The organism is Aeromonas sp. ASNIH1 (assembly GCF_002934285.1).
Taxonomy (GTDB): Bacteria; Pseudomonadota; Gammaproteobacteria; order Enterobacterales; family Aeromonadaceae; genus Aeromonas; species Aeromonas caviae.
The window spans coordinates 2257788-2271599 of the sequence record NZ_CP026228.1 but is presented as its reverse complement, the minus strand read 5'-3'; the positions used below and the strand labels follow the sequence as shown (position 1 = coordinate 2271599).

General features: G+C 61.6%; 10 protein-coding genes. 3 read left to right on the top strand and 7 right to left on the bottom strand.

All coding sequences use genetic code 11. The features are described 5' to 3' along the window. Window positions 1–16: 16 nt before the first annotated feature. From ispD to rlmD, 7 genes are all read right to left on the bottom strand, one after another. Window positions 17–748, bottom strand: coding sequence for a 2-C-methyl-D-erythritol 4-phosphate cytidylyltransferase (gene ispD, locus C2U37_RS11045; protein ID WP_010675627.1), 732 nt, complete (start codon window positions 746–748; stop codon window positions 17–19). After that, entirely contained in the window at window positions 741–1058 is a 318-nt protein-coding gene (gene ftsB / locus C2U37_RS11040) for a cell division protein FtsB (RefSeq protein WP_010675628.1), read from the bottom strand. The genes ispD and ftsB overlap by 8 nt, the downstream gene beginning before the upstream one ends. Before the next feature lie 177 nt (window positions 1059–1235). After that, window positions 1236–2537, bottom strand: coding sequence for a phosphopyruvate hydratase (eno, locus tag C2U37_RS11035; RefSeq protein ID WP_043154803.1), 1302 nt, complete (start codon window positions 2535–2537; stop codon window positions 1236–1238). A gap of 89 nt (window positions 2538–2626) precedes the next feature. Then, the gene (gene pyrG, locus C2U37_RS11030; protein WP_039041042.1) at window positions 2627–4264 is read right to left on the bottom strand and encodes a glutamine hydrolyzing CTP synthase; all 1638 of its coding nucleotides are present in this window, start codon (window positions 4262–4264) and stop codon (window positions 2627–2629) included. 141 nt (window positions 4265–4405) lie between these two features. Then, complete coding sequence (mazG, locus tag C2U37_RS11025; protein ID WP_104452281.1) at window positions 4406–5203, bottom strand: nucleoside triphosphate pyrophosphohydrolase; 798 nt, start codon at window positions 5201–5203, stop codon at window positions 4406–4408. Between the two features lie 171 nt (window positions 5204–5374). Next, a complete protein-coding gene (gene relA / locus C2U37_RS11020; protein WP_010675631.1) occupies window positions 5375–7585 on the bottom strand; it encodes a GTP diphosphokinase in 2211 nt (736 codons plus the stop codon). Window positions 7586–7934: 349 nt separating this feature from the next. Beyond that, entirely contained in the window at window positions 7935–9257 is a 1323-nt protein-coding gene (gene rlmD, locus C2U37_RS11015) for a 23S rRNA (uracil(1939)-C(5))-methyltransferase RlmD (protein WP_104452280.1), read from the bottom strand. Between the two features lie 269 nt (window positions 9258–9526). Between rlmD and barA the strand changes: the two genes are divergently transcribed. The 3 genes from barA to C2U37_RS11000 all read left to right on the top strand — a co-directional run bounded on the left by barA (window position 9527) and on the right by C2U37_RS11000 (window position 13720). Beyond that, window positions 9527–12247, top strand: coding sequence for a two-component sensor histidine kinase BarA (gene barA / locus C2U37_RS11010; protein ID WP_104452279.1), 2721 nt, complete (start codon window positions 9527–9529; stop codon window positions 12245–12247). A gap of 64 nt (window positions 12248–12311) precedes the next feature. Next, window positions 12312–12797 (top strand): DUF1456 family protein, encoded by a 486-nt coding sequence (locus C2U37_RS11005; protein WP_010675634.1) that lies wholly within the window; start codon window positions 12312–12314, stop codon window positions 12795–12797. Window positions 12798–12829: 32 nt separating this feature from the next. Then, window positions 12830–13720, top strand: coding sequence for an N-acetylmuramoyl-L-alanine amidase (locus tag C2U37_RS11000; protein WP_104452278.1), 891 nt, complete (start codon window positions 12830–12832; stop codon window positions 13718–13720). Window positions 13721–13812 lie beyond the last annotated feature (92 nt).

Sequence of the window (13812 nt, the reverse complement as noted above, 5' to 3'; positions counted from 1 at the left end):
CCATGTCCGGTGCGGATCATGCCTGCTCCTCTGGGGATGAATCGGGTCGTGCCGACCGGCACGCACGTTGTTGCTGTAAATAGAGCCCCGCCAGGGAGAGATCTTCCGGCCGGGTCACCTTGATGTTGTCGGCCCGCCCTTCCACCATCCGCACGGGGAAACCGGCGCGCTCCATGGCGGAGGCTTCATCGGTGATGGCAGCGCCGAGCGCCAGCCCCTCCTCCAGCGCCCGCTTGAGGGGGCGGACCAAAAACATCTGGGGCGTCAGGGCATGCCAGAGCTGCTCGCGATCCACGGTGGCGAGGATATTGCCGGCCGCATCGGTGCGCTTCATGGTATCGCGCACCCGGCTGCCGAGGATGGCACCGCCAGAGGCCATGGCGGCAGCAATGAGCGCATCGAGATCCTCGTGGGTCAGACAGGGCCGGGCGGCGTCATGCACCAGTGCCCACTCCCCTTCTGCCATGTGCAACGCATTGAGCACGGAGAAGGCGCGCTCGCTTCCCCCTTCCACTCGCAGCACCCGCGGATCGGTTGCCACGGTCAAGGTCTCAAACCAGCGGTCGTGGGGCGCCAGCGCCACGATCACACGGGCGATGGCGGGATGGGAGAGCAAACGCTCCAGGGTGTGCTCCAGAATGCATTTCCCTGCCAGGGACAGGTACTGCTTGGGGCAACTGGCCCCCATGCGACTACCAATACCGGCAGCCGGGACGATGGCGGTCAGGCCGCTCAGGCTATCAGTCATCGTAGGGGGCACCATCAGGCTCCGTCACCTGATCCTTTTCTTTGGGAATGATTCGGTAGAAGGTCTCGCCCTGCTTGATGTAGCCAAGATCGTTGCGCGACAACTCCTCGATGGCCTCAAGGCCAGAGGTAAGATCGTCGATTTCCCGGTAAATCAGGCTGTTGCGGTCCTTGAGTACCAGGTTGTCCTGTTGCTGCCGCTCGATGGCGGTGGAGAGTTCCCGATAGTCGGAGAGGCCGTTTTTCCCCAGCCAGAGGTCATATTGCAGCCCTCCCAACAGGAGGAGCAGGATAAGAGTGAGTAGCCGCATGCACTGAGTCTCCTTCAAGCGGCCTAGTTTCCCATATTCGCAGGCAAGACAAAAGAAAGCCTGTGTGCCGGATGGGTTGGTCGGAATAAAAAATGCAGGTCACACACGCCCATAAGCGCAGAACGAAAAAGCCCCGCCAGATGGCGGGGCTTTGTGAAGCATGAACGCAGGCGAAAATTAAGCCTGGTTCTTCACTTCTTTCAGACCACGGAACGGAGCCTTGGCACCCAGGGCTTCTTCGATACGGATCAGCTGGTTGTACTTGGCAACACGGTCAGAACGGCTCATGGAACCGGTCTTGATCTGGCCAGCAGCGGTACCCACAGCCAGGTCGGCGATGGTCGCGTCTTCGGTCTCACCGGAGCGGTGGGAGATGACGGCAGTGTAGCCAGCGTCTTTGGCCATCTTGATGGCAGCCAGAGTTTCGGTCAGGGAACCGATCTGGTTGAACTTGATCAGGATGGAGTTGGCGATGCCGTTGTCGATACCGCGCTTCAGGATCTTGGTGTTGGTTACGAACAGGTCGTCACCCACGATCTGGATTTTCTTGCCCAGTTCGGCGGTCTGGTAGGCGAAGCCTTCCCAGTCGGATTCGTCCAGGCCATCTTCGATGGAGACGATCGGGAACTTGGTGGTCAGGTCAGCCAGGAAGTCGGAGAAACCGTTGGAGGTGAAGATACGACCTTCGCCCTTCAGGTTGTACTCTTTCTTCTCTGCGTCGTAGAACTCGGACGCAGCGCAGTCCATGGCCAGGGTGATGTCGGTGCCCAGTTTGTAACCGGCAGCGGCAACGGCTTCAGCGATCACTTCCAGCGCTTCGGCGTTGGATTTCAGGTTCGGAGCGAAACCACCTTCGTCACCGACGGCAGTGTTGTAGCCCTTGGACTTCAGCACTTTGGCCAGGTTGTGGAACACTTCTGCGCCCATGCGAACGGCTTCTTTCAGGGTCTTGGCGCCAACCGGCTGGATCATGAACTCCTGGATGTCGACGTTGTTGTCGGCGTGCTCACCACCGTTGATGATGTTCATCATGGGCAGCGGCATGGAGTAGACACCCGGGGTGCCATTCAGCTCGGCGATGTGGGCGTACAGCGGCATGCCTTTGGCAGCAGCGGCAGCTTTGGCGTTGGCCAGGGAAACAGCCAGGATGGCGTTGGCGCCGAACTTGGATTTGTTCTCGGTACCGTCGAGGTCGATCATGATCTGGTCGACAGTGGCCTGGTCCTTGGCATCTTTACCCAGCAGAGCCTGAGCGATCGGGCCGTTGACAGCTTCGATGGCTTTCAGCACGCCTTTACCCAGGAAACGGCTCTTGTCGCCGTCACGCAGTTCCAGCGCTTCGCGGGAACCGGTGGACGCGCCAGACGGAGCGGCTGCCATACCAACAAAACCACCTTCCAGGTGAACTTCGGCCTCAACGGTCGGGTTACCACGGGAGTCGATGATTTCACGACCGATCACTTTAACGATCTTGGACATGTGTATTTCCTCAGGTTTCGTAAAAAAACAACAAAAATATGCCAAAAAAAGCGGCTGTGGCACAGAGCCCCAACCGCATTTATTTTCAATTACTTCAAATTACGCTTCTGATACTCGCCCGCCGCCTTCACAAAACCGGCGAACAGGGCGTGGCCATCACGGGGAGTCGAGGTGAACTCCGGGTGGAACTGCGCGGCCACGAACCAGGGGTGATCCGGGATCTCGATGATTTCCACCAGCTTCTTGTCGGCGGAGAGACCGGTCACCTTCAGACCTGCCGCTTCAATCTGCGGCAGCAGCTTGTTGTTCACTTCATAACGGTGACGGTGGCGCTCGTAAATGGTCGGGCTGCCGTACATCTGACGCACCTTGGAATCTTCCACCAGGTGGCAGAGCTGGGAGCCCAGACGCATGGTACCGCCCAGATCGGACTTCTCGGTCCGGGTCTCGACGTTGCCTTCGTCATCCACCCACTCGGTGATGAGACCGACCACGGGGTACGGGCTGTCTTTCTTGAACTCGGAGGAGTGAGCCCCTTCCATGCCCGCCACGTTGCGGGCGTATTCGATCAAGGCGACCTGCATGCCCAGGCAGATACCGAGGTACGGGATCTTGTTCTCGCGGGCATATTTGGCGGCCAGGATCTTGCCTTCCACGCCGCGTTCGCCGAAGCCACCCGGTACCAGGATCGCATCCAGACCTTCCAGCAGCTCGGCGCCACGGGTCTCGATGTCCTGGGAGTCAATGTACTTGATGTTGACGGAGAGACGGGTCTTCAGGCCACCGTGCTTGAGTGCTTCGTTGACGGACTTGTAGGCATCCGGCAGGGAGACATACTTGCCCACCATGCCGATGGTGACTTCGGCAGTCGGGTTGGCCTCTTCATAGATGACCTGTTCCCACTCGGCCAGGTCGGCTTCTTTGCACTCGATGCCGAAGCGCTCGGTGATGTAGCCGTCCAGCCCCTGGGATTTCAGCAGCGCCGGGATCTTGTAGATGGAGTCGACATCCTTCATAGAGATGACGGCGCGCTCGGGCACGTTGCAGAACAGGGCGATCTTGGCACGCTCGTTGGCCGGAATGGCGCGGTCGGAGCGGCAGATCAGCACATCCGGCTGGATACCGATGGAGAGCAGCTCTTTGACGGAGTGCTGGGTCGGCTTGGTCTTCACCTCGCCGGCGGCGGCCAGGTAAGGAACCAGGGTCAGGTGCATGAACATGGCATTGTTGCGACCCACGATGGCCGCCAGCTGACGAATGGCTTCAAGGAACGGCAGGGACTCGATGTCGCCCACGGTACCGCCCACTTCGACGATGGCAACCTGATGGCCTTCGGCACCGGCAATCACCCGCTCCTTGATGGCGTTGGTGATGTGCGGGATCACCTGGATGGTGGCGCCCAGATAGTCACCACGACGCTCCTTGCGCAGCACGTCCGCATAGATGCGGCCGGTGGTGAAGTTGTTGCGGCGGGTCATCTTGGTGCGGATGAAACGCTCGTAGTGGCCCAAATCCAGATCGGTTTCGGCCCCGTCCTCGGTTACGAACACTTCACCATGCTGGGTCGGGCTCATGGTGCCCGGATCCACGTTGATGTACGGGTCCAGTTTCATGATGGTCACATCCAGACCACGGGCTTCCAGAATGGCTGCCAGAGAAGCTGCGGCAATGCCTTTGCCGAGGGATGAAACAACGCCACCAGTCACAAAAATATATTTGGTCGTCATGCTGAACCTGAAAGAATTTTAGGGAATTTTAAGGGGTGCTTCGGGGATGAAGCAGGACGGGGAAACAGTATACCAAAACCCCCACTCCCAAACAATGAACAAAAATCTATCAGGCTCCCCGCCGCCCCGTCTTGCGCCAAATCAACTTTGCTCGGTTTCCTTGGCCCTGTTCCAGGCCTCGTCCAGCTTCTCCAGGGAGCAATCCGTCATTTTCAGACCTTCTGCGGCAATAAAGTGTTCAACCTGACGAAAACGACGCTCAAACTTGGTGTTGGCAGCCCTCAGCACCTGCTCGGGATCCTTGCCCAGATGACGCACCAGATTGACGGTGGCAAACAAGAGATCGCCGAGCTCGTCGCTCACCCGAGCCTCGTCCACGTCAACCATCAGCGCCTCTTCCATCACCTCCTCGATCTCCTCGTGGATCTTGTCCACCACGGGCCCCAGCGTCTTCCAGTCGAAACCGACGGTGGCGCAGCGCTTCTGGATCTTGGCTGCCCGGGTCAGGGCAGGCAGGGAGAGGGGGATATCGTCCAGCACGCTCTCCTTGTCGAGCGCGGCCCGCTCTTTCGCCTTTTCCGCCTCCCAGTTCGCTTTGACCGCCTGCTCGTCACCCAGGTCGGCATCGGAGAAGACATGGGGGTGGCGGCGAATGAGCTTCTCGCTCACGGTATCGACGATGTCGGCAAAGTCGAACACCCCCTGCTCCTTGCCGAGCTGGGCATAGAACACGACCTGGAACAGCAGATCACCGAGCTCCCCCTTCAGCCCTTGCCAATCTTCGCTCTCGATGGCATCCGCCACCTCGTAGGCCTCCTCCAGGGTGTGCGGCACTATGGTCTGGAAGCTCTGCTTGAGATCCCAGGGGCAGCCCCCGTTCGGGTCACGCAATCTGGCCATGATGTCGAGCAGTTGGGGAAGGTCGTAGCGTTGGGACATGGGCAACTCACTTTCGATTCGGTAAATGGGGTTCATGAATATCCGCTCACGCCACTGTTCCACATGATGTGGAGCCATGGCGGACGGAGATGGGGCGCGTGATATCCGTCTTCAATGCTCTGCAAGGAGGGAGAAAATGCAGACCGGCCACTGGGGCCGGTCGGTTGAGCATTACAGCCGCTTGGCGCTGATCACGTCGTTGAGCTGACTGAGCTTGGCCAACGCCCGGTTGAAGGCGTTGATGTTGTAAATCTCCAGCTCCATGTCTATTTCGGCGGTCTGCTCGCGCACGTTGGAGCGCGAACGCACTCCCATCACGTTGATCTTCTCGTTGGCGAGCACGGTGGTGATGTCACGCAGCAGGCCGGATCTGTCGTTGGAGAGAATGCGGATGGTGAGACCGTAACCGCCGGAGTAGTTCTCCCCCCATACCGCATCGATCAGGCGCTCCGGGTTGCGACGCGACAGCTCCTTGAGCTGCTCGCAATCTTCCCGGTGGATGGAAACCCCCCGTCCCATGGTGATGAAGCCCTGGATGGCGTCCCCCGGGATGGGCTGACAGCAGCGGGCGATGTGAGTCATCAGGTTGCCCACCCCTTCCACCACGATGTGATCCTTGGGTTTGGGGCGGAAGGGCACATTGGCCTTCTGCTCTAGCTTCTCCAGCAGACGACGATCTTCTTCTTCCGCCGTCGGCTTGTTGTAGCGGGTGTCCAGATAATTGAGCAGCTGGTTGATGCGGATGTCGCCGCTGCCGATACCGGCCAGCAAATCTTCCAGCTCCTCCGCATGGAAGCGCTCCAGCACCACCTTGTCCACCTTGGAGAGGGTGAGGTTGTGTCTGTCCAGCTCTTTCTCCAGCAGCTCCTTGCCGGCGGCGATGTTCTTGTCCCGGTCCAGCTTTCTGAACCAGGTGGCCACCTTGGCCCGCGCCCGGCTGGAGCGCAGGAAGCCGGCGTTCGGGTTCATCCAGTCGCGGCTCGGGTTCGGCTCCTTCTGGGTGATCACCTCCACCTGGTCGCCGGTCTGCAGCGTATAGGTGAAGGGCACGATGCGGCCGTCGATCTTGGTGCCGATGCAGCGGTGACCGATCATGCTGTGCACGTGATAGGCGAAGTCGAGCGGCGTCGCCCCTGCCGGCAGGTCGATGACATCGCCCTTGGGAGTGAAGACATAAACCCTGTCCTCGAACACCTGACTGCGCAGATCGTCCAGCAAGGAGCCGCTCTCCGAGAGATCCTCCTGCCAGGCGAGGAGTTTGCGCAGCCATTCGATCTTGTCTTCGAAGGTGCTGGTCTTGGCAGCGGCCTGTGCCCCTTCCTTGTAGCGCCAGTGCGCAGCCACACCGAGCTCCGCATCCTGATGCATCTGCTCGGTACGGATCTGGATCTCCACCGTCTTGCCCTCCTCCCCCACCACCACGGTGTGGATGGACTGGTAGCCATTGGGCTTGGGGTTGGCGACATAGTCGTCAAATTCGCGGGGAATATGGTGGAAATGGGTGTGAACGATACCGAGCGCCGCGTAGCAATCCTGCAGCCGCTTGGTGATCACCCGCACCGCGCGCACATCGAACAGCTCGTTGAATTCGAGGTGCTTCTTCTGCATCTTGCGCCAGATGCTGTAGATGTGTTTCGGTCGGCCATAGACCTCGGCCTCGACGCCGGCCTCGGCCAGGGCATCGCGCAGGGACTGCACGAATTCACGGATGTAGCGCTCGCGGTCGAGCCGTTTCTCATCCAGCTGTTTGGCGATCTGCTTGTAGGTGTCCGGGTGCAGGTAGCGGAAGGCGAGATCCTCGAGCTCCCACTTGAGCTGACCGATACCGAGGCGGTTCGCAAGGGGAGCATAGATGTTGGTGATCTCCTGGGCCATCAGCACCCGGGTCTCCTCATCCGCCTTCTTCGCCTCACGCAGGCAGGCGATGCGCTCCGCCAGCTTGATGACCACGGCGCGCACGTCCTCGACCATGGCGAGCAGCATGCGGCGCACGTTGTCCACCTGCTCCGGCGAGGTTTCGCTGCGGTGAAGGGTTTGCAGGGAGCGGATGGCCTCCATCTCCAGCACCCCTTCCACCAGCTTGGCGATCTTGGGGCCGAAGTCCTCGTTCACCTTTTCCTGGCTGATGAGACCGGCTTCGACGAAGGGATAGAGAATGGCGGCCTTGAGGGTGGCGAGATCCATGCTGAGCATCAGCAGGATGCCCACCATCTCGACCCCGCGCACCAGCAGGCGGTTGGTGAGCGCTTCGTCACCCAGGGTCAGGCAATACTGGTAGACGGTTCGCAGCTGATTCTTGTCACTTTCACTCAGGGTAAGGGAACTGACCCACTCATCCAGAGTGAAATTGTCTTTCAAATGAATATCGCGCACCGCAACCATGGTATCAATCCTTAAAAGTGTGGGGTCGAAAGCCGATGCTCTCCTCATCCCCTCATCAACTGATGACTGCCTCAAATGGGGATGCATGAAAGAGTTTTCAAGGCATGTCACCGCGCAAGGTGACAGGGCTCTTCCCCGCATCCGATCCATTATCGACGACCTAGATTACCCTAATCACTCCCGCTCAAACAGCGCTGCCGCCGCTGGAAAACCAAGATAACCGCATGCTGCCCTGCCCGTTGAAGGCAGCGAGAAACACCTGTTTTACCTCACTCTGGCAGCATCATGCACATCGAAAAGTCATCACGACCGCATCTTGATTCATCCAGAATAATGCGGTCGCCTCGACTCAGCCCCGTTCGAACAGCGCCATGGACTCCAGATGACCGGTGTGGGGGAACATGTCCAGCATCCCCAGACGGGTCAGCTTGTAGCCCCCCTGCACCAGCACCTGACTGTCACGGGCCAGGGTGACCGGGTTACAGGAAACATAGACCACCCGTTTGGGGGAAAGTGCCACCACGTGGCTCATCACCTCCAGCGCCCCGGGTCTGGCCGGATCCAGCAGTACCAGATCGAACCCTTCCCGGGCCCAGGACATGCCCACGATGTCGCCGCTCAAGTCCGCCTTGTAGAAGCGGGCGTTGTCGATACCGTTGCGGCGGGCATTCTCCTGTGCACGCGTCACCATGGCGAACTCCCCTTCCACCCCCACCACTTCGCGGGCCTGACGGGCCAGCGGCAGGGTGAAGTTGCCGATGCCGCAGAAGAGGTCCAGCACCTTGTCATCCTTGCCTGCGTCGAGCCAGCTCAATGCCTGCTCCACCATGCGCTGGTTGACGGGCCCGTTGACCTGGATGAAGTCGCCGGGAGCGAATGCAAGAGACAGGCCATCCAGCGTGTAACTTGGTTGAGACTGTTGACGCAGAGGTTCGATCTGCTCGTCCGCCGCCTGCAGATAGAGGTCTATCCCCTGGGCGGTGGCAAACTCAGTCAAGTGCGCCCGGTCCGCCTCGGTGGGGCGACCGGTGTGGCGCAGCAGCATCAGAATGCCCTGCTCCCCCTGAATGAGTTCCGCATGGCCCAGTTCGCGCTGGCTCTTCAGCCGGTTGAGGCATTCGCGCAGAGGGGCGATAAGGGCGGAGAGGGGCTCGGCCAGCACAGGACAGCCGGCAATCTCTACCAGATCGTTCGACTGGCGACGACGAAAGCCCACCCGGGTACAGCGACCGTTCTTGTCAAACTTGATGGCCAGACGGCAGACCCGGCGGTAGGCGCGGGACTCCCCCGTCAGCGCAGGTGCCAGCGTAGGCGCCTGGATGTTGCCAAGGCGCTCGAACAGGCTGACCAGTCCCGCCTCCTTGGCCGCCAGTTGATCTCCCTCTCCCAGGTGCTGGGCACTGCAACCGCCACACTCGCGATAGTGGTCGCAGAAGGGGGCGACCCGGTTGGCCGCCGGGGTCACCACCTGTTGCAGGGCGGCGTGGGCATAGTGCTTCTTGTCGTCGATGATGCGGGCCTTGATGGCCTCGCCGGGCAGCGCCCCTTCGATGAAGATGGCCTTGCCCTGATGACGGCCGACGCCGACACAGTGGTGATCCAGACTGTCTACCGTAAATTCAATACGTTGGGGCTGGGTGGATTTCTTTTGGGGCTTGAAAAACTGGGCCATAAAACTTGGTGCCTATAGGTGGCTATGTCATGATTGTGGAATCTGCGGCAGACCATTGTCCCACAAGAATAATCGTATGACCAAATACGGCCTGAGGGCCCCAGCCGCGGCATCCGCCCCATCGTCCATTCTGACCAAAAGTGGCCCATTGATATGACCGGATACGGCCTGAGACCCCGTACAGCGACAATGACTGTATTGCCTGCCCGACCCCAGTGCCTGCATGCGCCCCGGATCATGGCTTCTCTTGCGAAAGGCGGGTCGGCGGCATGACCAAGTACGGTCTCAGGGCCCGGGTGCTGGCCTTCACCATCTTGCCGACCCTCATCATTGGCGGCCTCATCGCCGGCTATTTCACCTTCCACCGCTATCAGCAGCTGGAAAACAACCTCATCGATCAGGGCATCAACATCATCGAGCCCCTGGCCATCGCCAGCGAATACGGCATGACACAGCACAGCCGCGAATCCCTCAAGCGGCTGATCGGGCTCACCCATCGCAAAAACTCGCCCTTCATCAAGTCCATCGCCATCTTCACCCAGGAGAACCAGCTGTTCGTGACGTCCAACTACCACAGGGACTTCAGCCAGCTTCGTCTGCCGGACGGCAGCATCATCCCGGCCCTGACCAGCGTCTCCGTCAACGGCGATGACATCATACTGCGCACCCCCATCCAGGCAGAGACCAGCCTGGACGGCTTCCCGCTGCCAAGCGATCTGGAGCCGCCGGTCATCGGCTACATCTCCATGCAGCTCGCCACGGACAGGGCCATCGTCCTGCAGTACCGCGACGCCTTCTTCGCGGTCATCATCGTGCTCATCGGGCTGGCCATCAGCGCCCTGTTCGGCTTCCGTCTGGTCAAGAGCGTGACCCAGCCCATCACCGACATGGTGCAGGCGGTGCACCGGATCAGGGAGGGGCGACTCGATACCCGGGTCAGCGGCCAGCTCACCGGCGAGCTGGACATGCTCAAGAACGGCATCAACGCCATGGCCAAGGCGCTCTCCGAATATCACGAGGAGATGCAGCAGAACATCGATCAGGCGACGTCGGATCTGCGGGAGACCCTCGAGCAGATCGAGATCCAGAACGTCGAGCTCGACATGGCGAAGAAGCGCGCCCAGGAGGCGGCCAGGGTCAAGTCCGAGTTCCTCGCCAACATGTCCCACGAGCTGCGCACCCCTCTCAACGGGGTCATCGGCTTCACCCGCCAGCTGCTCAAGACCAGCCTAACCCCGAGCCAGACTGACTACATGCAGACCATCGAGAAGTCGGCGCGCAACCTCCTTGGAATCATCAACGACATCCTCGACTTCTCCAAGCTGGAGGCGGGCAAGCTGCAGCTCGAGCACATCCCCTTCAGCCTGCGGGACACCCTCAACGAGACCATGCACCTGCTGGGGCCGAGCGCCCACGACAAGCAGCTCGAACTCTCCCTCCAGGTGGATGCCGCCGTGCCGGACTACCTCACCGGCGACCCCATGCGCCTGCAGCAGGTGCTCACCAACCTCACCGGCAACGCCATCAAGTTCACCGAGCGCGGCAACGTGGACGTGCGTGTCGAGCAGACCGGGGAATCCAGCGGCAACAAGGTGCGCCTGCGGGTGCTGATTCGCGATACCGGCATCGGCATCTCGGAAGAGCAGCAGCGCCAGTTGTTCCAGGCCTTCAACCAGGCAGACTCCTCCATCTCCCGCCGCTATGGGGGCACCGGGCTCGGGCTCGTCATCACCCAGAAGCTGGTGCAGCAGATGGGGGGCCAGATCCGCTTCGAATCCGAACTCGGCAAGGGGTCGGTCTTCTCGTTCCACCTCGATCTGGATGTCTCGCCCCTGCCCCAGAGCGAGCGGCTTCCGCTGGATCGCATCCAGGGCAAGCGGGTCTGGCTGCTGGAGCCGGATCCCTTCACTCACGCCTCCCTGCTCGCCCTGCTGGGAGAGTGGCACCTGGATGTGCACTCCCTGACGGTGGACGAGGAGTGGCCCCCGATGAGCAGCCAAGACATGGTGCTCATCGGCAGCAGCACCCTGCACAGCCCGCAGCAGGTGATTGCCCGTCTCGACGGACTGGACGGCCAGCAGAACACCATAGTGCTGCTCAGCAGCCACGAGCCGGCCCTCTACGACGCCATGCTGGCCCACGGCGCCGTCCACTGCCTCTCCAAGCCCATCAACCATCGCAAGTTGCTGCACGCCCTGCTCTCCCCCGAGGCGGTACGCCGTGCCCCCCTGCCCGCGCCGACGCCGCGAAGCGTGCAGGCGGTCAAGGTGCTGGCGGTGGATGACAACGCCGCCAACCTCAAGCTCATCGCCGCCATGCTCAAGGAGATGGTGACCGAGGTGGTGGTGTGCAAGAACGGCAAGGAGGCGGTCAACCTGGCCCAGAGCCAGCCGTTCGACATCATCTTCATGGATATCCAGATGCCCGTCATGGACGGCATCAGCGCCACCCAGGCGATCCGCCACCACTCCCTCAACACCGAGACCCCCATCGTCGCGGTCACCGCCCATGCCATTCCCGGTGAGCGGGAGCGCCTCATTCGCCAGGGCATGGACGACTACCTGGCCAAACCCATCGACGAGGGGATGCTGGCACAGCTCATCACCGACTTCGCCCACCGGCGGCACCAGAATCACGGGGATCAGCAGATAGACTGGCCCCTCGCCGTGCGTCAGGCCGCCGGCAAGCCAGCCCTCGCCCGGGAGATGCTGACCATGCTGCTGGCCAGCTTCGACGAGGTGGAGCCCATCCTGGCGGCGGCGCTGGAAGGGAGTGCCGACGATGCAGACGTGCTGGCCCAGCTCCACCGCCTCAACGGTGGCTGCGCCTACTCCGGGGTGCCGGGTCTGCAACGCCTGCTCTCCCAGCTCGAGCAGCAGCTGCGCGACGGGGTCGCCGTGAGCGATCTGGAACCCGAGTTGCTGGAGCTGCAGGATGCCCTGGAGCAGGTGAGGCAAGAGGCACCCCGCTACCTGGCCCTGACCGACTGAGGCGCTTTTTCTGACTGGACAGGCGGCAGGTGGTAACATCTGCGCCGTTTCCACAGGAGTCAACATGACCAACAACGATATTCTGCGCCGCCTGCGCTATGCCCTCAGCATCAGCAACGACCAGATGGTCGAGATCTTTGCCAAGGGCAATCTGGCCATCACCCATGCCCAGTTGCACGGCTGGCTGATGAAAGAGGCCGAAGAGGGCGAGGCACAGGAAGCGGGCTTCGCCGCCTGCCCGGACTCGGCACTGAGCCAGTTCCTCGACGGCTTCATCGCCCTGCGCCGCGGTGTGCGGGAAGATGCCCCGCCCCAGGTGATCCCGAACCGGATCAACAACAACCTGATCCTGCGCAAGCTGCGCATCGGCCTCAACTACAAGGAAGAGGAGATGCTGGGCACCCTCAAACTCGCGAACTTCAACCTCTCCAAGTCCGAGCTGAGCGCCCTGTTCCGCGCCAGGGATCACAAGCACTATCAGGATTGCGGGGATCAGATCCTGCGCAACTTCCTGATTGGCCTCACCGCCAAATACAGGCCCGGGCCCTGATGACCGCCTCCGGCCAGGTGCGAGGCTAGACCATGGGCTGGCGCCGCCTGCTGGCTCCACGCCCGTCGGCGAGCGGCGGTGCGTGTCGGTTCGCGGCGCGCTGGTTCTGGTCACTGCCCCTCATCCTGCTGCTCGGCGCCTGCCAGCCTGCACCCTATCGGCTCAACCAGGATCATCAGAGCGCTAGCCAGAACGAGCGCATCGCCTTTCTCATCCTGCACTACACGGATGAAGAGGATGCCCGCTCCCTGCACCTGCTGACCGAGCCGGAGCACAAGGTGAGCGCCCACTACCTGATCCCCCGCGACACCGACGAGCAACCGTTCCCGGTCTACCAGCTGGTGCCCGACAGCCAGCGGGCCTGGCACGCCGGACGCAGTCGCTGGCATCACTACGCCGGGCTCAACGCCAGTTCGCTCGGCATCGAGATAGTGAATCTCGGGTATGACGAGAAAGACGCGGCCCTGCCCACCCATCTGAGACACTGGCAACCCTATCCTCCTGCCCAGACCGCCGCCCTCGGCGCACTCGCCCGGGATCTGGTCGAACGCTACCAGATCCCCCCCACCCAGGTGCTGGCCCACAGCGACGTCGCCCCCGAGCGCAAGCAGGATCCCGGCCCCCGGTTCCCCTGGCGCGAGCTCGCCCTGCGCTACGGTGTCGGCGCCTGGCCCGACCAGGCCCGGGTGGCCGAGCTGCGCCAGACGCAGCTCATCCCCTGGGATGCGCTGCAATGGCAGCAGCAGCTTGCCCGTTACGGCTACGGCCTACCCCAGCACGGCGCCTGGGATGAGCAGAGCCGCGCCGTCCTGCGCGCCTTCCAGCTTCACTTTCGCCCCGCCCTGGTCACCGGCGAGCCGGATGCCGAGTGCCAGGCCATCCTCACCGCCCTGCTGGAGCGCTACTTCCCGGAACCAGGCTGAGACGCCCCTTCCCTTTCGCCCTCTGCACACGGATGCCCGGCCCCATGCCAGATGAGCACGGGGTTCACCCCTCCCTCCATTCCTGAAAACCA

Bases quoted from the DNA above. Each gene is read 5' to 3' on its own strand.
- rlmD (WP_104452280.1), bottom strand. From the start codon at position 9,257: ATGGCCCAGTTTTTCAAGCCCCAAAAGAAATCCACCCAGCCCCAACGT.
- ftsB (WP_010675628.1), bottom strand. From the start codon at position 1,058: ATGCGGCTACTCACTCTTATCCTGCTCCTCCTGTTGGGAGGGCTGCAA.
- relA (WP_010675631.1), bottom strand. From the start codon at position 7,585: ATGGTTGCGGTGCGCGATATTCATTTGAAAGACAATTTCACTCTGGAT.
- pyrG (WP_039041042.1), bottom strand. From the start codon at position 4,264: ATGACGACCAAATATATTTTTGTGACTGGTGGCGTTGTTTCATCCCTC.
- mazG (WP_104452281.1), bottom strand. From the start codon at position 5,203: ATGTCCCAACGCTACGACCTTCCCCAACTGCTCGACATCATGGCCAGA.
- C2U37_RS11005 (WP_010675634.1), top strand. From the start codon at position 12,312: ATGACCAACAACGATATTCTGCGCCGCCTGCGCTATGCCCTCAGCATC.
- ispD (WP_010675627.1), bottom strand. From the start codon at position 748: ATGACTGATAGCCTGAGCGGCCTGACCGCCATCGTCCCGGCTGCCGGT.
- C2U37_RS11000 (WP_104452278.1), top strand. From the start codon at position 12,830: ATGGGCTGGCGCCGCCTGCTGGCTCCACGCCCGTCGGCGAGCGGCGGT.
- eno (WP_043154803.1), bottom strand. From the start codon at position 2,537: ATGTCCAAGATCGTTAAAGTGATCGGTCGTGAAATCATCGACTCCCGT.
- barA (WP_104452279.1), top strand. From the start codon at position 9,527: ATGACCAAGTACGGTCTCAGGGCCCGGGTGCTGGCCTTCACCATCTTG.